This window comes from Novosphingobium tardum, assembly GCF_042652045.1.
GTDB classification, from domain to species: Bacteria; Pseudomonadota; Alphaproteobacteria; order Sphingomonadales; family Sphingomonadaceae; genus Novosphingobium; species Novosphingobium tardum.
This window is the reverse complement of record NZ_JBHSDR010000003.1, coordinates 940,146-964,614: the sequence shown is the minus strand read 5'-3', so window position 1 is coordinate 964,614 and position 24,469 is coordinate 940,146. Positions and strand designations below refer to the sequence as shown.

Sequence of the window (24,469 nt, the reverse complement as noted above, 5' to 3'; positions counted from 1 at the left end):
TTTCCATCGCATGGAAGGCCGCCAGCGATGCCGCACATCGGGAGACGACCATGGCTGATTCCTCCGGAGCAACCGACCCTCTGCTGGTCGTCTGCCCGTCCTGCGCAACCAGCAATCGGGTGCCGCGCGCCAGGCTTTCCGCCAAGGGCACATGCGGACGCTGCGGCTCGCCGTTGTTCGCCGCCGCGCCGGTAACGCTCACCGCGGCGAACTTCGATGCCCACGCGGCGAAGAGCGACATCCCGCTCTTGGTCGACTTCTGGGCTTCGTGGTGCGGACCTTGCTTGCAGATGGCACCTGCCTTTGCAGCGGCCGCCGCGGAACTCGAACCGTTCATGCGGCTCGGCAAGCTGGACACCGAGGCCGAGCAGGCCATCGCCGGGCGCTTTGCGATCCGGTCGATCCCGACGATCGTCCTGATCAAGAAAGGCCGCGAAGTGGCTCGTCAGGCAGGCGCGATGCCCGCCGGCGCGATCGTGAACTGGGCGAGAAACGCGCTTTCCACCTGACAGCATGGTGGGCGATGACGGGCTCGAACCGCCGACATCTTCCGTGTAAAGGAAGCGCTCTACCAACTGAGCTAATCGCCCGGCACCATGGCCAGCGGCGCGGCTCTGCCAGCAAATTCATCGCCGCACAACCTGCTGCCGCGCGGATCGGTTCCGGTCAGGCGAGGCGCTGCGCGCCCTTGCCCAGTTCCGCGAAGTAGCGCGCCATCGCATCCGCCGCGCGATCGGTCAGGGTGATGAAGGCCCGGCGCCGGTCGGTTGGATCCTCGACCCGTTCGAGCAGGCCGGCCTCGGTCATCTGGCCGATCCAGCGCAGCGCCGTCGTCGGCGGGACGCCGCTCGCGATGCACAGGCTGGTGACCGAAACCCGCGTGTGTTCGGCACGCGCAGCGGTGAGATCCAGCAGCATGTCCCAGGCCGGGTCGGCGAAAAGGTCGCCTTCGAAGAAGCGCCCGCGCAACTGGCGCTGGCGAATGATCCGCCGCACCAGGCGCGGATCGGGAAGCGACGGGCGGGCGGCGCGGACGAGGCGATCGCCGGCGTCCGGGTCAGCGGCCGAAAAGGCGGCGACCGGCGATTCAAAGCGGAATGCACCACCGTAGGCACTCCGTCCCTCTCCCGGCCCGGCGATCTGTTCTAGCCGTTCGGCCAGATGTCCGACCTGTTCGGTCAAACGCAGCAGCGTCAGCCGGTCGCCGTCGGACAATTCGCGCACCCGCCCGCGCGGCGCTTCGGCCAGCACGCGGCCCAATGCGATGACGCGTTCGGCCCTGCTCGGCGCGACGAGAATCTGCGCGCCGGATTGATCGAGGCAACCGAACACGTCGTCGAGCGCGGCGAGGCTGGTCGAGACGACGAGCCGCGCCTCGCTGTGGGCGGCGCGCATGTCGATCCGCGCCAGAGCCGCAAGCGACCTTGCGCCCACCACCGGAACGTCGACTAGGATCACTTCGCCCAATGGGCGCGCTTCGCCTTCGACAAGATCCTCCAGCGCACCACTGGCAGAGAGGCGCAGCCCGGCCGCTTCGGCATCCTCCGCGATCTCGGCGCGGATGTGGGCGCGGTCGGCGAAAACGGAAACCGCGAGGGGCAGCGCGCCTGCCGCGAGATCGCCCGCCAATGGCGTTTCCCCGTGCAGGAATGACTGCAAGACCTGGCTCATCGGCGCTAACCCCTGATTCGTTGAACGCGAACAGGCGTAGAACAAAACAAGTCCGCGTCAAGAATGTTTGGCGCGCGTCCCGATCAGCGTGCCTTTGGCGCCGCGCGTGTCGAGAACGAACTCGAACCCCGGCCAGCGCTTCCGCCACTCGCGCGCGACAACACGTTCGCCCGGCCGTGCGGCATCGTCAAGGAGGACCATGCCTCCTGGGGCGATACGCTCGAACAGCACTTCGGCGCGCCCGCGGATGAACGGGTCGACCGCCCAAGGCGGACCGTCGATCACCAGCAGGTCGATACTGTCGGGAACCCCCGAAAGGTCGTACCAGCTTTCCGACCAGCGCGACGGGTCGGCGACGAGCGGCGCATGCCGCATCGAAGCGTGAAGCCCGTGGTCGGCCAGCCATTCGCCCGTCGCGGCGGTGAAATCGGCGTGCTGGTCGAAGCTCGTCAACCGGCCGCCGCCGTTGCGGCTCAGCGCCTGCGCCAGCACCAGGGTGGAAGCGCCGCAGCCCAGTTCGACCACCTCGCGCGGACGAAGCTTTTCGACAGCGCCCACTATGTGGCGCAGAAAGGCGACGTCGGCCTTCCAGCTTCCGAGGTTGGGCAGCGCATCGTGCGCGAGGCCGAGGTGGTCGAGCAGGACGCGCTTGTCAGCGCGGCGCCCGCCCCACAGGCTGCGGGCAAGCCAGGGCCACTGGATCGCGCCCCAGCCGATTACGCGCGCCCGCGACAGGAACGAGCGTGCCACCGCATCGCGCTGGGCGAGCAGGCCGGTGGTGTCGCGAGTGGTCATTCAAAGTCCTTCGATCCGTCGCTGGATCGCGGCGGTTTGGGGGATAACGGTTACGGGAGAATGTCAATCGGCGTGCCGTCGCCGACCAGCGTCCAGACTTCGTCCATCTCGGCATTGGCGAGCGCAACGCAACCGTCGGTCCAGTCGCCCGCCATGCGTTCGCCACCCTTCAGCGCATTGGGCTGGCCGTGGATGAAGATGTCGCCGCCGGGCGACCGGTTGCGCGAGCGGGCAAAGGCGATGTCGCGCGGACCGGGATAGCTGACGTGAAGCGACAGATGATAGGCGCTTTCGGGATTGCCCCGGTCGATGATGTAGCGTCCTTCAGGCGTCCGCTCGTCGCCCTGGAAATGCTTGGGACCAGTCGGCGCGTCGCCGAGCTGGACCCCCGGGTAGGTGCGCACCGCCGCACCGCCCGACCACAGCGTCAGCGTGCGGGCTGCCTTGCGCACCTCAACCCGGTCCACCACGGGCGCCGGCGCGGCCACTGGCCCGCCGAGCGCCAGCGCAGCGAGCGCCAGGGCGAGCCGCGCGGCCACCTCAGTCGACGAAGGGATCGCGCACGAGGATCGTGTCCTCGCGTTCCGGACTGGTCGAGACGAGCGCCACCGGCGTTTCGATCAGTTCCTGCACGCGCTGGATGTACTTGATCGCCTGCGCCGGAAGGTCGCCGTAGCTGCGCGCGCCGGCGGTGGTCTCGCGCCACCCTTCCATTTCCTCGTAGATCGGCTCGACCGCGGCCTGGTCGGCCGAATGGGAGGGAAGATAATCGAGCACCTTGCCGTTGAGCCGATAGCCGGTGCAGATCTTCACCTTGTCGAACCCGTCGAGCACGTCGAGCTTGGTCAGCGCGATGCCGGTCACGCCAGAGATCGCGCACGACTGGCGCACCAGCACCGCGTCGAACCAGCCGCAGCGCCGCTTGCGCCCGGTCACCGTGCCGAATTCGTGGCCGCGCTCGCCCAGCTTCTGGCCGGTCTCGTCGTCGAGCTCGGTCGGGAACGGCCCGCTGCCGACACGGGTGGTGTAGGCCTTGACGATGCCGAGCACAAAGCCGGTCGAGCCGGGACCGAGGCCCGAGCCGGAGGCCGCGGTGCCGCTGACGGTGTTGGACGAGGTGACGAAGGGATAAGTCCCGTGATCGACGTCGAGCAGCACACCCTGCGCGCCCTCGAACAGGATCCGCGCTCCGGCCTTGCGCACCTTCTTCAGGCGCTTCCACACCGGCTGGGCAAAGCGCAGCACGAAGGGCGCGATCTCGCTGAGCTGGGCGATAAGTTCGGCCCGGTCGATCGGCGGCTCGCCGAACCCGGCACGCAGCGCATCGTGGTGCGCGCAAAGCCGGTCGAGCTGCGGCTCCATCGCATCGAGATGGGCAAGGTCGCAGAGGCGGATCGCGCGGCGGCCCACCTTGTCTTCATAGGCGGGCCCGATGCCGCGCCCGGTGGTGCCGATCTTGCCGCTGCCGGCGGCGGTCTCGCGCAAGGCATCGAGATCGCGGTGGACGGGCAGGATCAGCGCGCAGTTGTCGGCGATCGCGAAGTTCTCGACCGTGATCTCGACGCCCTGGGCGGTGAGCTTTTCGATCTCGGCCTTGAGCGCCCATGGGTCGAGCACCACGCCGTTGCCGATGATCGACAGCGTGCCGCGCACGATGCCCGACGGCAGCAGGCTGAGCTTGTAGGTCTGGTTGCCGACGACCAGCGTGTGGCCGGCGTTATGGCCGCCCTGGAAGCGCACGACGGCATCGGCGCGGCTGGCGAGCCAGTCGACGATCTTGCCTTTGCCCTCATCGCCCCACTGGGCGCCGATTACGGTAACGTTGGCCATGGCTATGGGGCTCCACCCAGCCCGCGCGCGATCCCCTGCGCGGCTTGCGACGGGGTACGGGTGCGGGACATGAACGCACAGGCCCGCGGCCCGCACTGCGCGGCGCGCCCTATCGGCTGGACGCGGCCCAAGTCAAGCAATCCCGGCAAGCCCATGCAGGGTGACACAAGTGACACGGGGTGACACATCCAACTTGCGGCGCCATCCCAGCATTTGCGCGGGGTTGCGGCGGGTCGGGCGACGGTTTCGCCTGTAACCGAAAAAGAAATATTGTTGCGCGCCGGCGTTGCCATTGCGGCAAGCTGGCACGGGCGGACGGTGTAGGAAAGCGGGCGCATACCCGGCGGGGCAGCACCCGCTCGCAAGGGCGAACGTCATCGCCGAGGCCGGACAAGCCCGGGGAGGTTACCAGACTGTCCCAACCTCGGCGATTTTACGGCTAGGGCTTTCACCCAAGCCGCTGACGAAGCGTTCAGTGGCCGGCCTGGACGTGGTCGCGATGCCGGGCGATCCAGCTGTCGCGAGCGGTGAACCAGTCAGCGCGGCGCTGCGCCCACTGCGCCGCGGTCAGGCTCGTACGGTCGGCGATCCACTGGTCGCGCATCGCCTGCCATTCGCTGCGCCCGACCTTGAACTCGTCGCGCCAGTTATCGATGTCCTCGGCCAGGGCGCTGCGGATATCGCGGTCGGCGTTGCGGGGAAGCGTACGTCCTGCGCGCGCGGCCTGGGCATACTGCATTGCAACCGACCGTCGCTGCTGGACGAAATCCTGGCGTTGCTCGGTGGTCATGCGCCGGTCCGAAGCGAAATCGCGGCCGAACGCACCGCGCTGCGATGCGATGTCGCGCGCGCTCGATGACGCACCATGGTCACCGAATGTCGAGTGTCCGGGAGGGCTCATCGGCGGGCCGGCACCCATGCCGCCGCCGGGACCTCCACCCATTCCGCCACCACCTCCGTTGCCGCGGCCCTGGGCCAATGCGGGTGTCGATGCCAAAGCGATGACCGCGGCGACCGCGATCCAGGTCTTGCGCATGTTACTGCTCCTCGGTTCCTGCCCCACGATCTGATGAAACGAATGAGGAGGCCGGGGTATCCCGGTTTACCGCGAATCCAGCCCGGTACGACCGTGGTGGGAGGGTGAAAACAGGTGAAACGGCGCCGTCAGACGGGAAACACGTCCTCGCCCTCGAGACGGTGGGTGCAGCCGAGCTTCGCGGGGCTGCATTCCTGGCCGAGCGCGGCCACGGTGCGCCAACCGACGGCGCGCAGCCGCGCGGCGACCTGCGGATCGTGGCCGAGGGGAAGGAACAGGGCATCGCGCGGCGCTTCGCCCGTTCCGAGCGCGTCGATCAGCGGATCGGGGTAAAGCGAAAAACCCGTCGCCGCCTCGTCCGCCCCACTCTGGCCAGCAATCGCCTTGCCGCGAATGCGGTATGTGCCGCCCCGGCCGACCGCGCTGCGCACGCCGTCGGCGTAAAGGGTGAAGCCGAACCAGGACTGGTATTCGAAGCCGTGACGCTCGCTCGGATCGAGGGTGAGACGCGCCGAATCGCCGATCCGCGCGGCTATTTCCTTCAGCCCCGCGATCCGGCTCGAAAGCGCGCCGCCGGCGTCGATCGCGCGAAGCCGCTCGATCGCGGAGTCGAACGGGCCGGTGGCATAGAGGAGCGGGACATAGGCCTCGCCGCCCGCATCGATCAGCCCGCCCGCGTCCTTGGCGTCAAGCTCGCGCCGCACCGCATCCACCGCCTCGGGGGCCAGCGGCAGCGCCTTCTCGGCAAGCGTATCGACGAGGTCGGGAAGCGTGAAATCGACCGAGATGCCGGTCGCGCCCGCCGCCGCCAGCGCCTCGATCGCCATGGCGACGATTTCGCCCGCCGCGGCCACGGTGTCGCTGCCGATCAGCTCGGCGCCGAGCTGGAGCCGTTCGCGAGCCGGGTCGAGCCCGTCGCCGCGAATCGTCACGACCTGCCCGGCATAGCACAGCCGCAGCGGCCGGGCGGCGCCCGCCATGCTGGTCTCGGCGATCCGCCCGACCTGCACGGTCATGTCCGAGCGCAGCGCCAGCGTACGCAGGCTGGCGGGATCGACGAAGCGGAACATCCGCCGCGGCTGGACCCCCGCCATCCGGCTGGCGAGGCTGCGTTCGAACTCGATCGACGGCGGCTGGACGCGGTCGTAGCCGTGGCCGTCCATCACATCGAGCACGGCGCGCATGACGCGCTGCGCCGCCGCCGCCGCCTGAGGCAGACGGTCCTGCAGCCCTTCGGGCAGGAGATCGCTATCGCTGTCGTCCATCGCGCCGGGCCTTAGCCTCTCGCCGTCAGAACGCCAGTGCCTTGACCGTCTTCACGCCCGGCAGCTTGCAGGCTTCGGCCATGACGCCCTGCGAGATCGGGTTGTCGAGGCTGAGCAGCAGCACCGCCTCGCCGCCCGCGTTGCGCCGGCCGAGGTGGAAGGTGCCGATGTTGATCCCGCTCTCGCCCAGCAGTGTACCGATCCGGCCGATGAAGCCGGGCGCGTCCTCGTTGACGATGTAGAGCATGTCGCCTTCGAGGTCGGCCTCGATCCCGATTCCGAAGATCTCGACCAGGCGCGGCTGGGTATTGCCGAACAGCGTCCCCGCGACCGACCGCTCGCCCTGGCTGGTGCCGACGGTGACGCGCACCAGCGTGTGGTACACGCCTTCGCGGTCATGGCGCACCTCGCGCACGTCCAGCCCGCGCTCGCGCGCGAGGAACGGAGCGTTGACCATGTTCACGGTCTGCGAATAGTTCTTCATCAGCCCGGCCAGCACCGCCGCGGTGATCGGCTTGGGATTGAGCTGCGCGGCCGCGCCTTCGACCTCGATGCTGATCTTGGTCAGGTTGTCGTGGGCAAGCTGGCCGACAAGGCTGCCGAGCTTCTCCGCCAGCGCCATGTAGGGACGCAGCTTGGGCGCTTCCTCAGCCGACAGCGACGGCATGTTGAGCGCGTTGGTGACGCCCCCGTTGACGAGGTAATCGGCCATCTGCTCGGCCACCTGAAGCGCAACGTTGACCTGCGCCTCGTTGGTCGACGCGCCGAGGTGCGGGGTGCAGATGAAGTTCGGCGTGCCGAACAGCGGCGAGGCCTTGGCCGGCTCGGTCTCGAACACGTCGAGCGCGGCGCCCGCGACATGGCCCGAATCGAGCGCGTCCTTGAGCGCCGCCTCGTCGATCAGCCCGCCGCGCGCACAATTGACGATGCGCACGCCCTTCTTGGTCTTGGCCAGGTTCTCGCGGTTCAGGATGTTGCGGGTCTGGTCCGTCAGCGGAGTGTGCAGCGTGATGAAGTCGGCGCGGGCCAGCAGCGCGTCGAGGTCGACCTTCTCGATCCCCATCTCCACCGCCCTCTCGGGGGTGAGGAACGGGTCGAACGCCACGACCTTCATCCTGAGGCCCAGCGCGCGGCTGGCGACGATCGAGCCGATGTTGCCCGCGCCGATCAGGCCCAGGGTCTTGCCCGTGACCTCGACGCCCATGAAGCGGTTCTTCTCCCACTTTCCTGCCTGGGTCGAAGCGTCGGCCTCGGGCAGCTGGCGGGCGAGCGCGAAGATCAGCGCGATGGCGTGCTCGGCGGTGGTGATCGAATTGCCGAACGGGGTGTTCATCACCACCACGCCCTTGGCGCTGGCGGCCGGGATGTCGACGTTGTCCACGCCGATCCCGGCGCGGCCGATGACCTTGAGGTTGGTCGCGGCGTCGAGCACCGCCTTGGTCACCTTGGTCGACGAGCGAATGGCGAGGCCGTCGTAGTCGCCGATGCGCGCGATGAGCTGCTCGGGCGTTTCGCCGGTGATCTCGTCCACCTCGCAGCCGCGCTCGCGGAAGATCGCGGCGGCGTTGGGGTCCATCTTGTCGGAAATGAGTACGCGGGGCTTGGTCATCTAATCCTCGTCGTTCCCGCGAAAGCACGAATCCATGCGCCGTCGCGTATCAATTGGGGGTCGGGTCGATCCCCGCCGTGGCGGGGATGGCGAAGTCAGGACTTCAGGCTCTCGTAGGCCCAGTCGAGCCAGGGGCCGAGCGCCTCGATGTCCGCCGTGTCGACGGTTGCGCCGCACCAGATTCGCAGGCCCGGCGGGGCATCGCGATAGCCGGCGATGTCGTAGGCCGCGCCTTCGGCATCGAGGAGGCCCGCGAACTTCTTGATGAAGTCCTCGTCCGCGCCCTCGACCGTCAGGCACACGCTGGTCTTCGAGCGCGTCCCGTGATCGACCGCGAGATGGCCGAGCCAGTCGCGCGCCGCGACGATCTTGGCCAGCGCATCTGCGTTGGCGGTGCAACGCGCCTTGAGGCCTTCGAGACCGCCGACGGACTTCGCCCATTCGAGCGCGAAGATCGCGTCCTCGACCGCCAGCATCGAGGGCGTGTTGATCGTTTCGCCCTTGAAGATCCCCTCGGTCAGCTTGCCCTTCGACACAAGGCGGAAGACCTTGGGCAGCGGCCAGGCGGGGGTATATTCCTCCAGCCGCTCGACCGCGCGGGGTCCCAGGATCAGCACGCCGTGCGCGCCCTCGCCGCCCAGCACCTTCTGCCACGAGAACGTGGCGACATCGATCTTGTCCCAGGGAATGTCGTAGGCGAACACCGCGCTGGTGGCGTCGGCGAAGGACAGCCCTTCACGGTCGGCGGGAATCCATTCGCCGTCGGGCACACGCACGCCGCTGGTGGTGCCGTTCCAGGTGAACAGCACGTCGTCCGCCCAGTCGACGGTGTCGAGATCGGGCAGCTGGCCGTAATCGGCTCGCAGCACCGTGGGCTCGAGGTGAAGCTGCTTGACCGCGTCGGTCACCCAGCCCTCGCCGAAGCTTTCCCAGGCCAGCGCGGTCACGCCGCGCGCGCCCAGCATCGTCCACATCGCCATCTCGAACGCGCCAGTGTCGGAACCGGGAACGATGCCGATGCGGTGGGTCTCGGGAAGCTGGAGCACCTCGCGCATCAGGTCGATGCAATACTGCAGGCGTGTCTTGCCGATCTTCGCGCGATGCGAGCGGCCGAGCGATTGCGTTGCGAGTTTGTCGGGGGACCAGCCGGGCGGCTTCGCGCAGGGACCGGAAGAAAAAAACGGGCGCGCAGGCTTGCGCGCCGGTCGGGTAAGCTCAGTCATGTAGTCTCTCCTTGCAGAGAGCACGCGCGGCGTTGGGACCGCGTGGCCCGGCGCCGTGAGTAGTGCTGCACTGCATCAAGTCAAGCGGCTTGTCGGCAATCCGTTCGCGTCCGCAGACGGGCCAGCCGTTGCCGGAGCCAAGGCCTGGCTAGTCATGTCGTTGTTGGAGAGAGGCTTTTTCCGCGGCGGAGAGACCCGCCGCAGGGGTCAGGAAACCACGATCTTGCCGGACATGCCGAACATCTTGTGCATCGTGTGCGTGCACTTGAGCGAATAGGTTCCGGCCGCCGGGGTCAAGGCGATATCGCGCGACTCGCGGCTGCCGACCTGCACCGTCCCGTCGACGATCGCGGCGCGGTCGGCCGCGGCGATGGTGGCGGCGGCGAAGAACTGCGGCGCGGAAAAATCGTGCCCGCCCGACCCGGTGTTCTCAAGATGAAGCACGATCGGCTGGCCGGCGCGCAGGTGGATGACCTTGGGCGTGAACTTGAAGCTGGAGAGCAGCACCGAAACGCGCGGTTGCGGCGCCTGTCCCTGCGCGGCGCCAGGGAGGGCAAGGGCAAGAGCGACGAAGGCCAACTTGCGCAGCATGGATGCATGATACACCTCGCCGCGCCACGTTCCAAGCGCGGATCAGGCCGCCTTGCGCGCACCCTCGCCCGCTTCCCACCACAGGCGCACCCCCTCGGCGGAACGGCGTGCGCCCACCCGCGCCAGCGCGTGCATCCGGTGGATTTCCACGGTCCGCGGGCTGATCCCGAGCAGGCGGCCGATCTCCTTGTTCGAACGGCCTTCGGCCAGCAGGCCAAGCACCTCACGCTCGCGGCGCGAGAGCGACTCGATGAGGCTTCGCGCGCGCACCCGCCGGGTCGTCTCCTCGCGGTCGCGCCGGACGTGCGCTTCGGCAAGGGTCAGCGCGCGGGCCAGGTCGGACGTTGCCAGCGGCAGGGCAAGATAATCGAGCGCGCCCTGGCGGATCGCGTCGACCGCCTTGTCTATCGTGGGCGCTGCGCTGGTGGCGATGATCGCGAGCCAGTGCCCGCGACGCTGGAGCAAATCGGCCAGACCGGCGACGCCGCCCGGCGCCGCGTCCTCCAGCGCCAGCACGACCCCGTCCTTGGGCGCGTGGCCGGCCAGTTCGGCGGGATCGGCATAGACTTCGGCATGGTGGCCCAGCGCGAAGACCTGCCGCGCGATGCCCGCGCGGCGGCCATGGTCGCTGTCGAGAACGTGGATGACGAGCCTGCTCACCCGCCGACAATGCCCGCAGCCGCCGCGCGCGCCAGCGGCGCTGGGTTCGAAATGGCAGGAATCCGGGCCGTTCAGCGACTCCCGGGTCCTCAATGCCCCGCGAAACCGCGCCGGAAATATCTCCGAAGCGGATCGATCAGGCGGCCCTATTCGACCTCGGTCGAAGGCTTTTCCTGGTAGAACGTGTAATCGGGAAGCGAATGGAAGGCCGAACGCAGCGCATCGCTCCAGCTTGTCGAGATCGAGCGGAAGTAGGTATCGGTGTTGAGGATCCGGCGCTGGTGCAGCGGCTCGAAGTTGTCGCGCTGGATCACCATCATGTCGAGCGGGAGGCCCACCGAAAGGTTCGCCGCCAGCGTTGAATCGAACGAGACCATCAACAGCTTGACCGCATCCTCGAAGCTCATCGCGCGATCGTAGGCGCGCAGGATGATCGGCCGGCCGTACTTGGTCTCGCCGATCTGGAAGAACGGCGTGTCGAACGAGGCCTCGATGAAATTGCCTTCGGGATAGATCAGGAACAGGCGGGGCTCCATGCCCTTGATCTGGCCAGCCAGGATCATCGACGCGGTGAAGCGCGGGCCGTTGCTGCCGGTATCGCGATTGTCGGCCTGGCGGCTGGTGATCACGTCGCGCAGCATCGCCCCCACAGCGGTGGCGACCTGGAACATCGTCGGCGCTTCGAGGATCGAAGGGCGACGCTCGCCCGGGGCCTTCGTGCGTTCCTCGACCTGGCTGACGACCGCCTGCGTCGTGGCGAGGTTGCCCGCCGTCATCAGCGAGATGATCCGTTCGCCCGGCACCGACCAGTGAAACATCTTGCGGAAGACCGAGATGTTGTCGACGCCCGAATTGGTGCGGGTGTCGCTCATCAGGACGAGGCCCTTGTCGAGCGTCATCCCCACGCAATAGGTCATTTCCTGCCCCTTTCCCGCTCTGGCGGCGGCCGCGCGGCGCGCGGGTACTGTCATTTGAGCGGGCTACTGTTCCACATGCTGCTGCCTGACCGCAAGGCTGACCTGCATCGCCTGCTCGCCGCGGCCGAAGGTAATCCCGGTGACGGGCGCCGCCTCGGTATAGTCGCGTCCGGTGGCGACGCGGACATACCGCGGATCGGGACTGATCCCGTTCGACACGTCGAACCCTACCCAGCCGAGGTTGGTCACATAAGCTTCCGCCCAGGCGTGGCCGGCCTCCTGGTCGATGCGGTCGTCCATCATCAGGTAGCCGCTGACGTAGCGTGCCGGGATGCCCAGCATGCGCGAGCAGGATATGAAGATGTGGGCGTGATCCTGGCACACGCCCGATCCCGCGGCGAGCGCTTCCTCGGCCACGGTGAGCGCGGTGGTCTGCCCGATCTCGTAGGCGACGCTGGCAAGGATCGCCGCCGACACGCGGTGCAGCGTGGCGAGTGCGTCGTCCTCAACCGGAATCGCGCCCAAGAGGCCGCGCAGGCGCGGTCCGGGGCGGGTCGCCGGAGTGTGTTCGAGAAAGTGCCACATCGGCAGGTGGCCGGCGTGGCGGCCCAGTACCCCCGACCGGTCATCGGTCTGGACAAGGCCCTCGCAGCTTACCACCAGCTCGGTCGTGCCCGGTTCGATCGAGACGAGCACAGTCGCGTTGTTGTTGTGATCCTCGTAGCGCGCTTCCTCGCGCGCGCCGATCAGCGTCATCCGCCAGTCCAGGACGGCCTGGCCCGCAGTGGACTTGGGCGTCAGCCGCAGCCGCTGCAACCCGTGCGAAACCGGCCGGTCGAAGGTGTAGCTGGTGACATGGCTAATCGACAGGCGCAGTGGGTCGTTCCTACTCGTTGAACCGGAAGTCGGCCTGGATCTGGCTGGCCAGCAACTGGTTGCCGGCGATGAACTTGCCGATGAACTCGTGCAGCCCCTGGTCGAAGATCTGCTCGATGGTGAGGCCGTGGAGCTGCACGTCGGCGTTGCGCAGCAGTTCGTGGCAGGGATTTTCCGTGCCGTAGTCCTGCGCCAGTGAGGCCATGTTCGAGCGGAGCTTGGCGTAGCAAAAGGCCAGGCTGCGCGGGAACCGCCCGTCGAGGATCAGAAACTCGGCGATCGAGCGCGCGTCCATCCGCCCGGCGTTGAGCCAGCGATAGGCCCGCTCCGCCGAGACCGAACGCAGGACGTTATCCCACTGCACGTTGTCGAGGCTCGAGCCGACGTAGGACACCGCCGGCAGCAAGACGTAGTACTTCACGTCGAGGATTCGCGCAGTGTTGTCGGCGCGTTCGATGAACTTGCCGATGCGCGCAAAATTAAAGATCTCGTTGCGCAGCATGGTGCCGGCGGTGGCGCCGCGCACCTGGTTGGATTCGCGCCGGATCGAATCGAGCACCGTGCCCAGGTTTGTTTCGCGCACCGGGCGGGCGAGCTGCTCGCTCAGCCGCATCCATGCCTCGTTGATCGATTCCCACACCTCACGGGTCAGCCCGGCACGGACCATGCGGGCATTCGTGCGCGCCTTTCCCAGGATCGCGAGCACGCTGCCCGGATTGTCGCGGTCGCGCAGGATGTAGTTGAACACCTGCGGGCCGGAATAATCGGAATGCTTGGCCTCGTAACCGGCGCGCACGCCCGCGGTGATCGCGACCGAGGCCCATTCGTCGCGCGCGTCGGCGTCGCCGCGGGTCAGCGCCATGCGAAAGCCGGCCTCGAGCAGGCGCGCCATGTTCTCAGCCCGCTCGAGATAGCGGAACAGCCAGAACACCCCGTTGGCGGCGCGGCCCAGCATCAGTCTTCCAGCACCCAGCTATCCTTGGTCCCGCCGCCCTGCGACGAGTTCACGACGAGGCTGCCCTTCTTGAGCGCGACGCGGGTCAGCCCGCCCGGGGTGATGTCGACGCCGCCGGGCGAGACGAGCACGAACGGCCGCAGGTCGACGTGGCGCGGAGCCAGGCCGGCGCGGGTAAAGATCGGCACGGTCGACAGCGCCAGGGTGGGCTGGGCGATGTAGTTTTCGGGCCGGGCCTTGAGCTTGGCGGTGAACTTCTCGATCTCGGCCTTGCTCGAGGTCGGGCCGATCAGCATCCCGTAGCCGCCCGAACCGTGCACTTCCTTGATCACCAGCTCGCGGATGTTGTCGAGCACGTAGGCGAGCGAATCCTTTTCCGCGCAGCGCCAGGTCGGCACGTTGGCGAGGATCGGCTTCTCGCCCGTGTAGAATTCCACGATCTCGGGCATGAAGCTGTAGATCGCCTTGTCGTCGGCGATGCCCGTACCGGGCGCGTTGGCGATGGTGATGCCACCCGCACGATAGACGTCCATGATCCCCGCCGGACCCAGCACCGAACGCGGGTTGAAGGTCAGCGGATCGAGATATTCGTCGTCGACCCGGCGATAGAGCACGTCGATCGGCTGGTAGCCGCGCGTCGTGCGCATTGCGATGCGCCCGTTCTCCACCCGAAGGTCCGACCCCTCGACAAGCTCCGCGCCCATCTGGTCGGCAAGAAAGGCGTGCTCGAAGTAGGCACTGTTGTAGATGCCGGGGGTGAGTACGGCGACGACGGGACGGTCGGCGGCGGCATCGGGCGCGCAGGCGGCCAGGCTGCGGGCCAGGCGGCGCGGATAGTCCGAAACCTCGCGCACCCGGACGTGGGTGAACAATTCGGGGAACATCGCCATCATCGTTTCGCGGTTTTCCAGCATGTAGCTGACCCCGCTGGGCGTCCTGGCATTGTCCTCGAGCACCATGAACTCGTCCTCACCGGTGCGGACGAGATCGATCCCGACGATGTGGGTGTACACCCCCCCGGGCGGGGTGAAGCCGACCATGTGCGGCAGGAACGCGCCATTGCCGCGCAACAGCCGTTCGGGCAGCCGGCCGGCGCGCACGATCTCCTGGCGGTGGTAGAGATCGTGAAGGAACGCGTTGATCGCGCGGACGCGCTGCTCGATCCCGCGCGACAGGCGCCGCCACTGCGCCGCGCTCACGATCCGGGGGATCATGTCGAACGGGATCAGCCGTTCTTCGGCTGCATCCTCGCCGTAGACGTTGAAGGTGATCCCGGTGCGGCGAAAGACGGTTTCGGCCTCGTTGCCCTTGCGGCGCAGCATGACCCGGTCCTGCTGGTCCAGCCAGCGGGCATATTCTGCGTAAGCGGGCCGGATCGCACCGTCTTCATCGTGCATCTCGTCGAAACAGACGGGCTTGGGGGGTCTCATCGGGGCATGTCCGATGCAATGCTTGCCGCAATTGCGAAGCGCTGCCAAGCGCGCGGTTTCAGAGCGCGCTTCCGTCCAGCTCGGCGACCAGGCGGGACAGCACGGCGGGGTGGCTGGCAAAGCCCAGATGGGTGCAGCGAAGCGCTATGGCGGCGTCGCGTTCGCCCGGCCGGCCGGCCGCCGAACGCGGCGCGACGATCCCGTCGCGCGGGCTCCACATGGCCACAGTGCGTGCCGGCGGCTTGGCCGAAAAGTCGCCGCCGATCGGGGGCTCGGTCACATCGTGCCCGGCAATCCAGTGGTAGGCCCGCCAGGCATTGTTGGCGTGGAGGTCGCCCGAGAACGGCGTCCCCATCGTCACCACCAGATCGACCGCATCGGGCCGGCGCTTCGCGGCCTCGCGGGCGAACAGTCCGCCCAGGCTCCACCCGACCAGCGCGATCGGAGCGCCGGCGGCCTGCGCCGCGCGCTCAACCCGTCCGCATACCCGGTCGAACAGCTCCGCCGAGGCGCCCAGATTGAAGCCTTCGCCCCAGTCGATGACCTCGTGCCCCGCTGCCGTCAGGCCATGGCGCAAGGCGCGCATGCGGAAGGGGTGGGTGCCGAAACCCGGAAGGAGCATGACGGTGCGCGCGGCCTCGCCCCGGGCGGGCGGCTCGGCGTCACGCCGCGCGCGCCAGATATCGGCGGCCGTCGTAAGCTCGCCCAGCAGCAGACCGATCCGCGGCGCGGTGACGCCTTCGGGCTGCGGCTGGCGCGCCAGCGTGGTGCGCCGCCCCATCTCGGTGCGCATCTCGCGCATTCGCCGCGCTGCGTTGTCGAAGCCGGGAAGCCGGCGGGCCTTGAGCGCAAATGTCTGGGGTTGCCACATCATCAGGCATCAACGCGCGAAGGCGCCGCTGTTTCCGCAGCCCTAATTCGCCGCGGTGGGCGACGGTGCGGGCGCCGACGGCGTCGCCGCGCCGGCGGGGCAATCGCCGATCCGTTCGGACGAGATGTCCATGCCGATCTTGGCGTTGTCCATCGGCCCGCTTCCGCCCGTCTGTTCGACATCGACCTTCACGCTGGAACCGGTGGTGGAGACGGTTCCGTTCATCGCCATCTTCGCGGTGGAGGAAGGACCGGTCTTGCAGACCATGATCGCGTCGATCGTTCCGCTCGTCGCGTCGAAGCGGTCATAGCGGCACTCGCCCTTGCCCACGTTCTTGAACATTTCCTCGAAGCCCTTCTCGGCGTCGGCCTTGCTCAGGCAATAAGTCGCGGTCTGGCCCGTTCCGCCCATCATCTGCTTCATCCGCTCGGCCATCTGGGGCGGAGCGCCGGGGACTTCGAACCGGGTGATCTTGGTGGTCTGGCGATATTGCCCCGGCGCCGGGCGCGAAAGCTGCGCGGCCTCGGCCTTCGCCTGGTCCAGGGTCTTGGGCCCTTTGTCGGGCTTGTCGCAGCCCGCCAGCGGCAGGACGAGGGCGAGACCGAGGGTAGTGGCAAGAACCGCGCGCATAGGACCGTCTCCTCAAGGGGCCACGTGGCCCAGCCGCACAGGGCTATCAGCGCCCGGGCGGCGTGCCAATGCCCCGCGTTCGGGCAAGGGCGGCCAAAGCCGATTGCAGTGGCGCGAGGCGGTGCCCATATGTGCGCCATGGCTGAACTCGTCATCCGCCGCGGTCTCGAAGAACCCGACACAACCGCGGCCTTTGTCCCGCACAAGCCGCAGCGGCCCGACAAGTCGGAGCCCGGGCGCAAGTTCAAGATCGTCTCGGACTATGAGCCGGCGGGCGACCAGCCCACCGCGATCGCCGATCTGGTGGGCCAGGCGCGAGAGGGCGACAAGACGCAGGTGCTGCTGGGCGTGACCGGGTCGGGCAAGACCTTCACGATGGCCAAGGTCATCGAAGAACTGCAACGGCCCGCACTGATCCTGGCCCCGAACAAGATCCTCGCCGCGCAGCTCTATGGCGAGTTCAAGAGCTTCTTCCCCGAGAACGCGGTCGAGTATTTCGTCAGCTACTACGACTACTACCAGCCCGAAGCCTACGTCCCCCGGTCGGACACCTACATCGAGAAGGAAAGCTCGGTGAACGAGGCGATCGACCGCATGCGCCATTCGGCCACCCGCGCGCTGCTCGAACGCGACGACGTGATCATCGTGGCCTCGGTGTCGTGCCTCTACGGCATCGGCTCGGTCGAGACCTATTCGGCGATGATCTTCGACCTGAAGAAGGGCGACACGGTCGACCAGCGCGAGATCATCAGAAAGCTCGTCGCGCTGCAGTACAAGCGCAACGACGCCGCGTTCCAGCGCGGCAACTTCCGCGTGCGCGGCGACAGCCTTGAAATCTTCCCCTCGCACTACGAGGACGTGGCCTGGCGGGTGTCGTTCTTCGGCGACGAGATCGAAGCCATCGCCGAATTCGATCCGTTGACGGGCAAGAGCGGCACCCAGCTTTCGTCGGTGCGGGTCTATGCCAACTCGCACTACGTCACCCCTGGCCCCACGCTGAAGCAGGCCAGCCAGGCGATCCGTTTCGAGCTGACCGAGCGGCTCAAGGAGCTGGAAGCCGAAGGCAAGCTGCTCGAGCACCAGCGGCTTGAGCAGCGCACCAACTTCGATCTCGAGATGATCGCCGCCACCGGATCGTGCGCGGGGATCGAGAACTACAGCCGCTTCCTGACCGGGCGCCTGCCCGGCGAACCGCCGCCGACCCTGTTCGAATACCTGCCCGAGAACGCGCTGCTGTTCGTCGACGAAAGCCACCAGACGGTGCCGCAGATCGGCGCGATGGCGAAGGGCGACCACCGCCGCAAGATCACGCTGGCCGAATACGGCTTTCGCCTGCCGAGCTGCATCGACAACCGCCCACTGCGCTTCAACGAATGGGACGCGATGCGCCCGCAGACGATCGCGGTGTCGGCCACTCCCGGGCCGTGGGAGATGGACGAGGCCGGCGGCGTCTTCGCCGAGCAGGTGATCCGTCCAACCGGGCTGATCGATCCGCCGGTGCTGATCCGCCCGGTCGAGGACCAGGTGCAGGACTGCATCAACGAATGCCGACTCACTGCGCAGGCAGGCTACCGCACGCTGGTCACCACGCTGACCAAGCGTATGGCGGAGGACCTCACCGAGTTCATGCACGAGGCCGGGCTACGAGTTCGCTACATGCACTCCGACGTCGAGACGCTGGAACGCATCGAGCTGATCCGCGACCTGCGCCTGGGGGTCTATGACGTGCTCGTCGGCATCAACCTGCTGCGCGAGGGACTCGACATTCCCGAGTGCGGACTCGTCTGCATCCTCGATGCCGACAAGGAAGGTTTCCTGCGGTCCGAGACTTCGCTGATCCAGACCATCGGCCGCGCCGCGCGCAACGTGGAGGGGCGCGTTATCCTCTATGCCGACCGGATCACCGGCAGCATGGAGCGGGCGATGGCCGAAACCGACCGCCGCCGCGCCAAGCAGCACGAATTCAACGTCGAGCACGGGATCACGCCCGAAACGATCAAGCGCGGCATCCAGGATATCGTCGCTCACACCGCCAACCGCGACAGCGTGCTGGTCGACATCGACGATTCCGAGCGCAACAACCTCGTCGGTCACAATCTGCGCGGCTACATCGAAGATCTGGAAAAGCGCATGCGCAAGGCCGCGTCCGAACTCGAGTTCGAGGAAGCCGGGCGATTGCGCGACGAGATCCGCAGGCTCGAGGCCGACGAGCTGGGCCTGCCCCCGGCACATCCGCAGGCGCCCAAGGTCGGCCGCAGCAACGAGGGCAAGCCTGGAACGCGCAAGACCCGCTTCGGCAAGACCCAGCGCAAGTGGGGCCGATGAAGCACCCCGCGATCCTCGCCCTCGCCCTGTCCGGCACGACGCTATCGGCCTGCCATGGCCGGGCCGAGAACAGCGAAGGGCAGACGGTGAAGATTCCGGTCGAGGAGCTTTCCCCGGCGATCGAAGAGACCCCGGCGCCTCCCGCCACGCTGGAGGGATCGGTCTGGACTCACGCGGAATCGGCCCGTGCCGCGTGGTTCGGACCCCCGCAGGGGCCGGCTCTGCTGTCGATCTCGTGCGAGGACTGGGCCGGGCCGCGCCCGATGCTGGCGATCGTCCGCCACGCGCCCGCCGATCCTGGTGCGAAGGCGCTGTTCGCGTTCCAGAGCGCGAAAGGCATCCTGCGGCTCAAGGTCGACGCGGTTCGCCTGACGGGCGGCGCCAACGAATGGCGCGGTACAATCCCGCTTGACGATCCGAAGGTCGAAGTGCTGCGCGGCGGGGCGATGAAGGCGACCTTGCCTGGTGCGGGCATGCTCGAACTGCCGGCGATGGGGCCGGCGGCGGAAGTGATCGACCGCTGCGCCGTCGGGCGGGACGCCGAAGCGACGCCGGAACCCGGTGAAGTCGCGCCGGCGTCGGGGCCAACCCTGGCGCCCGCGCCCGCCGAAACCGGGCGCCGGATTCCGGGGTCGGGCTAGAGCTTCCCGTACTTGCTTTCGAACCCGGCGGTGTCCCCCCGGGCGAGATAGCCGCATTGGTCGACCCAGTTGTCGCGTACGATCCGGCCCTTGAACGCGCCGAGATAGGGATCGACGATGGCGACGTCGGCATCCTTCCAGCCCGCGATCTGATCGAACCGGGTGACGCCCAGTTCGCCGAGCAGTGCGTTCAGCTTGGGACCCACGCCCTTGATCCGAGTCAGGTCGTCGGGGGCGCCGCTGGCGGGAGCGATTCCCGGACGGTTGGCGGGCGGAACGGGCGCGTCGGCGGCCGCAGGCGCGCTGGCGGCGGAGGCGTCGTTCACTTCCTGCGCGGCCGCCGCCGCGATCACCTGCTCGATCCCCGCCATCGCCGGCGCACTCGCCGGGGCGAGGACGGTGTCGGGGGATGCCGATGCGGGCGGCATTTCGAGCAACTCGTTGTTGCGCTGCGCCGGGGCCGCCCCGGGGGTCAGCACGTCCGGCGTATGGGCACGAACGCGCTCGGCCGGGCGGCGGCCCCAGACCCACCAGGCCACCGCCACGCCGAGCAGCAGCACGATCACGAAGGCGATCCAGTTGGCCTCGATCAGTTCAAGCATTTCGCGCATCCTTCCCCAAGCAAACTGCGGTCCCGCTCAATCGCGCCGCGCGCCCCATTTCATCCACCCCGCGGCAAGCCCCAAGGCGTGCGCGATCAGCATCAGCACGATTGTCTCTATCCAAAGCGGCATCGCGCCTCTCCTATCGGCAAGGCGGCTCAGCGCGCAACCGGGGTGTCGATCGGTGTCGGGCGCAGCGGCTCGGTCGCGACGACCGAAAACTCGATCCGGCGATTGGCGGGATCGTCGGGCCGCAGGCCGGCAAGCGGGCGCTCGGCGCCGTACCCGCGCGCGACGAGCTGGCTGGGCGGCATGCCCCGCGTGATCAGCGCATCGCGCACGGCATAGGCGCGGTCCTCGCTCAGCGCGCCGTTCGCGGCGGGATCGCCCTGAGCATCGGTGTGTCCCGCGATCTCCACCACGCTGCCTCCACACGGTTTCAGCGCGGCGGCGACCTCGTCGAGCAGGGCGTTGCTGGCAGGATCGATGCCCGCGCTGGCGCTGGCGAAGCGGATCGTGCGCACTTTCAGCAGAGCATCGACCCCGTTCTGGCAATGATCCGGCGGGAGCGGCGCGGCGGTTGCGGCCTGCGCCTTTTCAGCAGCGAGTCCGGGTGCGCGACGCCACCATGTGGCGCCGATGCCATCCAGCGCGGCAACAATCCGCGCCAGCCTGGCCCGTTCGCCGTCCGACAGCCGCCGCCCGGTCGAAAGCGAGGGGTGCCGCGTCAGCCATCCCCCGCCGCTGGTGAAGCTGACCCCTACCCGGCGGCCGCCGTTGGCATCGAGCGCGGCGCGCGCGTCGGCGTTGAGCCTGGCGATCAGACCGGGGTTGACCAGCGCATGGCTGGTTACCGAGACGCAGGCGGCCGCGACCGCGCCCAGGAGAATCTTGTATCCATCCTTCACGATGCGTCCGTTCTAAAGATTCTTGTGTCGTGATGGCAACTTGGCGCGCGAACCGGTCATGCCGTGCTGCTGGCGGGCGCGGTTTCGGCGGCGGCCTCGCGGCGGAAGAGGACGCGGTCCTCGGGTCCGAAGCCCCGGCGCCAGATGACGAAGCCATAGATCCCCAGAATGGCGGGAATGCCGAACGCGAGCTGGGCCCATTCGGGCAACTGGCGCACGCCCCATCCGACCAGCACCGCGGGCGCGCAGGCCCACACCAGCGCCCAGCGCCAGTTGTTGATCGGCCGCTGGAGAATCCGGCCCAGCAGCAGCGCCTTGGCGACGCTCGACAGCGCGAGGCTGAGCATGAGCGCCGCCGCCGCTGCCGCCGCCGACCAAAGCGGGGGCAGGTTCAGGCTGCGTACGGTCAGCACCAGGGCGACGGTCAGCGCGCCCTGCAGCACAATCATAGCCAGCGAGATCAGGAGGTTGCGCAGCGGCGCGAGGTAGATCAGCGCCGCCTCGCTCACCACCGCGGTCGCCGCCACGACTTCGGCCAGGAGCAGGAAGTTGACCGCCCCGGTGCCGCCGACGAAATTCGGACCCACGAGGCCCATGACCGCCGGTCCGGGGATGCCTAGCGCCAGCGCGATGCCCGCCTGCGCCGCGGTGATCCAGAAGCCCACCTGGCAGACCTGCTTGGCAATCGCGGCCATGTTGCCTTCCGCCAGGTTGCGGGTGATCACCGGGCCGAGGATCGGCTCGAAGCTGGTGCGCAGCTTCTGCGGCAGGCTCGCGATCTGCTGGGCGACGTAATAGACCCCGACGACAGATGGCGGAGCGAACGCGCCGAGCAGCGCGATGTCGAGCTTGCGCGTGCCCGATTCCACCATGTCGGCGCCCGCGATCGGCAGGTTCGCCACCGCCTGTCGCCCGATATCGAGCGGGTGGGGCTTCCATCCGTGGGGCAACCCGTAGCTTTTGACCAGCGGCACCAGGGCAGTGACCATCGCCGCGGTCATCGAGATGAAATAGGACAGGATGAGCCCGTCGGCGGGGGTGATGAAATAGAAGACTCCGGCGGCAATCGACAGGGTCCACGGCTCGACGATCGAACGTGCGCGCACCGTCGCGCCGATGTCGTAGCGGTAGGCCAGCGCTGCGAGGGCGATGTCGCCCGCCGCGATGGGAAAGATCACCAGCGGCAGCAGCCGTTCGTAAGGATCGTAGTTGCCGCTGGGGAACAGGGGCAGCGGAAACAGCCACAGGACGAGCGCGAGGATGGCCGAGATCGCCAGGCTCAGGAGCAGGCCGTCCGCGATCACGCAGGCGGGGTCCTCGTCCCCGCGCGCGAGCTGCTGGGCCAGGCCGCGCTTCTGGCCAAGCGTCGCGAGTTGCGCCGCGAACTCCACGACGATCACCGCCGAAGCGAAGCGGCCGAGGTTTTCGGGGCCGTAGAGGCGCCCGGCGATGAACAGGAACGGCAAGCGTGCGGCAAGGCGCAGAAGAAAGCCGAAGAAGTTGGTCCGCCCGCCCTTGGCGAGCGCGGCGATGTCCTTCGACGGTGCGGTAGCGGACTGATCGGGCAAGCGTCAGCCGCCCTGTTCGGCGCGCAGAGGCCGCGCGAGGAGCCACGCCACGACCTCGCGGGCAGGCGCGCCGCCATCGAGCAGCGTGACGACGGCGGCGACGATCGGCATGGCGACTCCCTTCGCGGCGGCAAGGCTGGCCAGGACCGGCGCGGTATGCGCGCCCTCGGCCACACTGTTGCGCGCGGCCAGCACGGCGTCGGCGCTCTGCCCTTCGCCCAGCGCCTTGCCCAGCGAATAATTGCGGCTGGCGACCGACGAGCAGGTGAGGACGAGATCGCCCAGCCCGCTTAGCCCCGCGAGCGTTTCGGCCCGCGCGCCCATCGCCAGCCCGAAGCGAAGCATTTCGGCAAAGCCCCGGCTGATCAGCGCGGCCCGCGCGTTCTGGCCGAGTTGCAGGCCGTCGACGACCCCGCAGGCGATCGCCAAGACATTCTTCACCGCGCCGCCGATCTCCGCGCCGACGATGTCGTCGGAATAGTAGGGCCGGAAGGCCGGGCCGGCGACGAGCGGGGCCAGTCGGTCCCACTGCTTTTCGCCGCCCGAACACGCGAGCGTGACCGCGGTGGGGAGGCCTGTGGCGACCTCGGCCGCGAAAGTCGGCCCGGACAGGACTGCCAGCGCCGCGCCCGGCGCCCCATCGCGCGCGACCTCGCCCATCAGGCGCAGCGTCCCCGCCTCGATCCCCTTGGCGCAAAGCACAAGGTCGCGGCCCGCAACGTCGGGGAGCGCCGCGATCGTGGCGGAAAGATGCTGCGCGGGGGTAACCAGCAGGATCACCGGCGCGGTGGCAGCCTCGGCCAAATCACCGGTCGCCCGGATCGACGGCGCAAGCTCGATGCCGGGCAGGAACAACGGATTGCGGCGGTCGTCGTTGATCGCGCCGACGAGTTCGGCCTCGCGCGCCCATAGGACGACCTCTCGCCCATCGCGCGCCAGCACTTGCGCCAGCGCGGTGCCCCACGCGCCCGCGCCGACGACGGCGACAGCCGCGCTCATCCCTTCACCCCGGCGCCGCGCGCCGGCGTCGCCTGCTCGTCGAGCGGCCAGCGCGGCCGGGCGGCAAGGTCGAGCGGATCGTCCTGCCCGAGCGCGAAGCGTTCAGCTCCGGCCCAGGCGATCATGGCCGCGTTGTCGGTGCAGAGCGCGGGCGGGGGAGCGACGAAGCGCAGGCCGGCATCCGCCGCCAGCCCTTCGAGCGCGGCGCGCATCGCCGCGTTGGCGGCGACCCCGCCCGCCACGACGAGCGCGGTCATGCCCGAAAGCGTGGTCAGCGCCCGCCGGGTGCGGTCGAGCACGCAGTCGATCGCGGCCTGCTGGAACGCCGCGGCTATATCGGCATCGGCATGCGCCCCGGCCAGCTTGGCGCGCATGACCGCGCTCTTGAGCCCGGCGAACGAGAAGTGCGGCTCGTCGCTGCCCAGCAGCGGTCGCGGCAGCGGCACCGCGCGCGGATCGCCCTGCAAGGCCAGCCGTTCGACCGCGGGGCCGCCGGGATAGCCGAGGCCGAGGATCTTGGCCGTCTTGTCGAACGCCTCGCCCAGCGCGTCATCGATGGTGGTGGCGAGGCGGCGATAGTCGCCCACCCCGCGTACTTCCACGATCTGGCAGTGCCCGCCGGAGACCAGGAGGAGACAGTAGGGGAAAGCCAGCGTCGGATCGGCCAGCCGGGGCGACAGGGCGTGGCCTTCGAGATGGTTGATCGCGATCAGCGGCTTGCCGGCGGCCATCGCCAGCGCCTTGCCGGTGACGAGACCCACCATGACGCCGCCGATCAGACCGGGGCCGGCAGTGGCCGCGACCGCATCGAGATCGTCGAGCGTCAGTCCGGCATCGGAAAGGGTCGCGGCGATCAGCGGGGACAGCTTCTCGACGTGCGCGCGGGCCGCGATCTCGGGGACCACGCCGCCGTAGGGCCGGTGCGCTTCGTCCTGCGAGGCGATGTGCTGGGCGACGACGCGCGCGGCGAAACCCGCGGCGCTGCTGTCGATCACTGCAGCCGCGCTTTCGTCACAGCTTGATTCTATCCCGAGGATCAGCGCCATCGCCGCCTTCCCCTGAACGAC

At 68.5% G+C, this 24,469-nt stretch carries 24 protein-coding genes and 1 tRNA gene; 3 read left to right on the top strand and 22 right to left on the bottom strand.

Going from position 1 to position 24,469, the window contains the following annotated elements; all coding sequences use genetic code 11:
• The first annotated feature begins 50 nt into the window (after window positions 1–50).
• On the top strand, window positions 51–509 hold the full coding sequence (gene trxC / locus ACFO0A_RS04810) for a thioredoxin TrxC (protein WP_379537828.1): 459 nt from the start codon (window positions 51–53) through the stop codon (window positions 507–509).
• Between the two features lie 5 nt (window positions 510–514).
• Here trxC and ACFO0A_RS04805 read toward each other — a convergent pair.
• From ACFO0A_RS04805 to ACFO0A_RS04725, 17 genes are all read right to left on the bottom strand, one after another.
• A tRNA-Val gene (locus ACFO0A_RS04805) sits at window positions 515–590 on the bottom strand.
• A gap of 76 nt (window positions 591–666) precedes the next feature.
• On the bottom strand, window positions 667–1,671 hold the full coding sequence (locus tag ACFO0A_RS04800; RefSeq protein ID WP_379537827.1) for a winged helix DNA-binding protein: 1,005 nt from the start codon (window positions 1,669–1,671) through the stop codon (window positions 667–669).
• Window positions 1,672–1,728: 57 nt separating this feature from the next.
• The gene (locus ACFO0A_RS04795) at window positions 1,729–2,466 is read right to left on the bottom strand and encodes a class I SAM-dependent methyltransferase (RefSeq protein ID WP_379537826.1); all 738 of its coding nucleotides are present in this window, start codon (window positions 2,464–2,466) and stop codon (window positions 1,729–1,731) included.
• A 50-nt stretch (window positions 2,467–2,516) separates the two neighbouring features.
• Window positions 2,517–3,005, bottom strand: a complete 489-nt coding sequence (locus tag ACFO0A_RS04790) for a L,D-transpeptidase family protein (RefSeq protein ID WP_379537825.1) — start codon at window positions 3,003–3,005, stop codon at window positions 2,517–2,519.
• A gap of 1 nt (window position 3,006) precedes the next feature.
• Window positions 3,007–4,296, bottom strand: coding sequence for an adenylosuccinate synthase (locus ACFO0A_RS04785; protein WP_379537824.1), 1,290 nt, complete (start codon window positions 4,294–4,296; stop codon window positions 3,007–3,009).
• A gap of 472 nt (window positions 4,297–4,768) precedes the next feature.
• Complete coding sequence (locus tag ACFO0A_RS04780; protein ID WP_379537823.1) at window positions 4,769–5,332, bottom strand: hypothetical protein; 564 nt, start codon at window positions 5,330–5,332, stop codon at window positions 4,769–4,771.
• Window positions 5,333–5,460: 128 nt separating this feature from the next.
• Window positions 5,461–6,597: an ATP phosphoribosyltransferase regulatory subunit gene (locus tag ACFO0A_RS04775; RefSeq protein ID WP_379537822.1), complete on the bottom strand. Its 1,137-nt coding sequence runs from the start codon at window positions 6,595–6,597 to the stop codon at window positions 5,461–5,463.
• Between the two features lie 25 nt (window positions 6,598–6,622).
• Window positions 6,623–8,206 carry a phosphoglycerate dehydrogenase gene (gene serA, locus ACFO0A_RS04770; protein WP_379537821.1) on the bottom strand — a complete coding sequence of 528 codons (1,584 nt, stop codon included), beginning with the start codon at window positions 8,204–8,206 and terminating at the stop codon, window positions 6,623–6,625.
• 95 nt (window positions 8,207–8,301) lie between these two features.
• Entirely contained in the window at window positions 8,302–9,429 is a 1,128-nt protein-coding gene (locus ACFO0A_RS04765; RefSeq protein ID WP_379537820.1) for a phosphoserine transaminase, read from the bottom strand.
• Between the two features lie 207 nt (window positions 9,430–9,636).
• Window positions 9,637–10,020: a cupredoxin domain-containing protein gene (locus ACFO0A_RS04760; protein WP_379537819.1), complete on the bottom strand. Its 384-nt coding sequence runs from the start codon at window positions 10,018–10,020 to the stop codon at window positions 9,637–9,639.
• 42 nt (window positions 10,021–10,062) lie between these two features.
• Window positions 10,063–10,680 (bottom strand): response regulator transcription factor, encoded by a 618-nt coding sequence (locus ACFO0A_RS04755; protein WP_379537818.1) that lies wholly within the window; start codon window positions 10,678–10,680, stop codon window positions 10,063–10,065.
• Between the two features lie 146 nt (window positions 10,681–10,826).
• The gene (locus ACFO0A_RS04750; protein WP_379537817.1) at window positions 10,827–11,597 is read right to left on the bottom strand and encodes a proteasome-type protease; all 771 of its coding nucleotides are present in this window, start codon (window positions 11,595–11,597) and stop codon (window positions 10,827–10,829) included.
• Between the two features lie 63 nt (window positions 11,598–11,660).
• Entirely contained in the window at window positions 11,661–12,461 is an 801-nt protein-coding gene (locus ACFO0A_RS04745) for a transglutaminase family protein (protein WP_379538166.1), read from the bottom strand.
• 22 nt (window positions 12,462–12,483) lie between these two features.
• Complete coding sequence (locus ACFO0A_RS04740) at window positions 12,484–13,428, bottom strand: alpha-E domain-containing protein (RefSeq protein WP_379537816.1); 945 nt, start codon at window positions 13,426–13,428, stop codon at window positions 12,484–12,486.
• Window positions 13,428–14,858 carry a circularly permuted type 2 ATP-grasp protein gene (locus ACFO0A_RS04735; RefSeq protein WP_379537815.1) on the bottom strand — a complete coding sequence of 477 codons (1,431 nt, stop codon included), beginning with the start codon at window positions 14,856–14,858 and terminating at the stop codon, window positions 13,428–13,430. Before ACFO0A_RS04735 ends, ACFO0A_RS04740 begins: the two co-directional genes overlap by 1 nt.
• A gap of 58 nt (window positions 14,859–14,916) precedes the next feature.
• Entirely contained in the window at window positions 14,917–15,732 is an 816-nt protein-coding gene (locus ACFO0A_RS04730; protein WP_379537814.1) for an esterase/lipase family protein, read from the bottom strand.
• Window positions 15,733–15,771: 39 nt separating this feature from the next.
• A complete protein-coding gene (locus ACFO0A_RS04725) occupies window positions 15,772–16,359 on the bottom strand; it encodes a DUF3617 domain-containing protein (protein ID WP_379537813.1) in 588 nt (195 codons plus the stop codon).
• Between the two features lie 138 nt (window positions 16,360–16,497).
• Between ACFO0A_RS04725 and uvrB the strand changes: the two genes are divergently transcribed.
• Window positions 16,498–18,684 carry an excinuclease ABC subunit UvrB gene (uvrB, locus tag ACFO0A_RS04720; protein WP_379537812.1) on the top strand — a complete coding sequence of 729 codons (2,187 nt, stop codon included), beginning with the start codon at window positions 16,498–16,500 and terminating at the stop codon, window positions 18,682–18,684.
• Entirely contained in the window at window positions 18,681–19,325 is a 645-nt protein-coding gene (locus ACFO0A_RS04715) for a hypothetical protein (protein ID WP_379537811.1), read from the top strand. The genes uvrB and ACFO0A_RS04715 overlap by 4 nt, the downstream gene beginning before the upstream one ends.
• Here the strand turns inward: ACFO0A_RS04715 and ACFO0A_RS04710 are convergent.
• From ACFO0A_RS04710 to tsaD, 5 genes are all read right to left on the bottom strand, one after another.
• Window positions 19,322–19,927, bottom strand: a complete 606-nt coding sequence (locus ACFO0A_RS04710) for a hypothetical protein (RefSeq protein ID WP_379537810.1) — start codon at window positions 19,925–19,927, stop codon at window positions 19,322–19,324. The two genes, ACFO0A_RS04715 and ACFO0A_RS04710, sit on opposite strands and share 4 nt — an antisense overlap.
• A 158-nt stretch (window positions 19,928–20,085) precedes the next feature.
• Window positions 20,086–20,835, bottom strand: coding sequence for an OmpA family protein (locus ACFO0A_RS04705; RefSeq protein WP_379537809.1), 750 nt, complete (start codon window positions 20,833–20,835; stop codon window positions 20,086–20,088).
• Between the two features lie 56 nt (window positions 20,836–20,891).
• On the bottom strand, window positions 20,892–22,403 hold the full coding sequence (locus tag ACFO0A_RS04700) for a lipopolysaccharide biosynthesis protein (protein WP_379537808.1): 1,512 nt from the start codon (window positions 22,401–22,403) through the stop codon (window positions 20,892–20,894).
• Window positions 22,404–22,406: 3 nt separating this feature from the next.
• Window positions 22,407–23,402, bottom strand: coding sequence for an NAD(P)H-dependent glycerol-3-phosphate dehydrogenase (locus ACFO0A_RS04695; RefSeq protein ID WP_379537807.1), 996 nt, complete (start codon window positions 23,400–23,402; stop codon window positions 22,407–22,409).
• Window positions 23,399–24,448, bottom strand: a complete 1,050-nt coding sequence (gene tsaD, locus ACFO0A_RS04690; protein ID WP_379537806.1) for a tRNA (adenosine(37)-N6)-threonylcarbamoyltransferase complex transferase subunit TsaD — start codon at window positions 24,446–24,448, stop codon at window positions 23,399–23,401. Before tsaD ends, ACFO0A_RS04695 begins: the two co-directional genes overlap by 4 nt.
• Between the last annotated feature and the right edge of the window lie 21 nt (window positions 24,449–24,469).

Excerpts from the sequence above, each read along its gene's own strand:
- trxC (WP_379537828.1), top strand. The coding sequence starts at position 51 with ATGGCTGATTCCTCCGGAGCAACCGACCCTCTGCTGGTCGTCTGCCCG.
- ACFO0A_RS04800 (WP_379537827.1), bottom strand. The coding sequence starts at position 1,671 with ATGAGCCAGGTCTTGCAGTCATTCCTGCACGGGGAAACGCCATTGGCG.
- ACFO0A_RS04795 (WP_379537826.1), bottom strand. The coding sequence starts at position 2,466 with ATGACCACTCGCGACACCACCGGCCTGCTCGCCCAGCGCGATGCGGTG.
- ACFO0A_RS04785 (WP_379537824.1), bottom strand. The coding sequence starts at position 4,296 with ATGGCCAACGTTACCGTAATCGGCGCCCAGTGGGGCGATGAGGGCAAA.
- ACFO0A_RS04780 (WP_379537823.1), bottom strand. The coding sequence starts at position 5,332 with ATGCGCAAGACCTGGATCGCGGTCGCCGCGGTCATCGCTTTGGCATCG.
- ACFO0A_RS04775 (WP_379537822.1), bottom strand. The coding sequence starts at position 6,597 with ATGGACGACAGCGATAGCGATCTCCTGCCCGAAGGGCTGCAGGACCGT.
- serA (WP_379537821.1), bottom strand. The coding sequence starts at position 8,206 with ATGACCAAGCCCCGCGTACTCATTTCCGACAAGATGGACCCCAACGCC.
- ACFO0A_RS04765 (WP_379537820.1), bottom strand. The coding sequence starts at position 9,429 with ATGACTGAGCTTACCCGACCGGCGCGCAAGCCTGCGCGCCCGTTTTTT.
- ACFO0A_RS04760 (WP_379537819.1), bottom strand. The coding sequence starts at position 10,020 with ATGCTGCGCAAGTTGGCCTTCGTCGCTCTTGCCCTTGCCCTCCCTGGC.
- ACFO0A_RS04750 (WP_379537817.1), bottom strand. The coding sequence starts at position 11,597 with ATGACCTATTGCGTGGGGATGACGCTCGACAAGGGCCTCGTCCTGATG.
- ACFO0A_RS04740 (WP_379537816.1), bottom strand. The coding sequence starts at position 13,428 with ATGCTGGGCCGCGCCGCCAACGGGGTGTTCTGGCTGTTCCGCTATCTC.
- ACFO0A_RS04735 (WP_379537815.1), bottom strand. The coding sequence starts at position 14,858 with ATGAGACCCCCCAAGCCCGTCTGTTTCGACGAGATGCACGATGAAGAC.
- ACFO0A_RS04730 (WP_379537814.1), bottom strand. The coding sequence starts at position 15,732 with ATGATGTGGCAACCCCAGACATTTGCGCTCAAGGCCCGCCGGCTTCCC.
- ACFO0A_RS04725 (WP_379537813.1), bottom strand. The coding sequence starts at position 16,359 with ATGCGCGCGGTTCTTGCCACTACCCTCGGTCTCGCCCTCGTCCTGCCG.
- uvrB (WP_379537812.1), top strand. The coding sequence starts at position 16,498 with ATGGCTGAACTCGTCATCCGCCGCGGTCTCGAAGAACCCGACACAACC.
- ACFO0A_RS04715 (WP_379537811.1), top strand. The coding sequence starts at position 18,681 with ATGAAGCACCCCGCGATCCTCGCCCTCGCCCTGTCCGGCACGACGCTA.
- ACFO0A_RS04710 (WP_379537810.1), bottom strand. The coding sequence starts at position 19,927 with ATGCTTGAACTGATCGAGGCCAACTGGATCGCCTTCGTGATCGTGCTG.
- ACFO0A_RS04695 (WP_379537807.1), bottom strand. The coding sequence starts at position 23,402 with ATGAGCGCGGCTGTCGCCGTCGTCGGCGCGGGCGCGTGGGGCACCGCG.
- tsaD (WP_379537806.1), bottom strand. The coding sequence starts at position 24,448 with ATGGCGCTGATCCTCGGGATAGAATCAAGCTGTGACGAAAGCGCGGCT.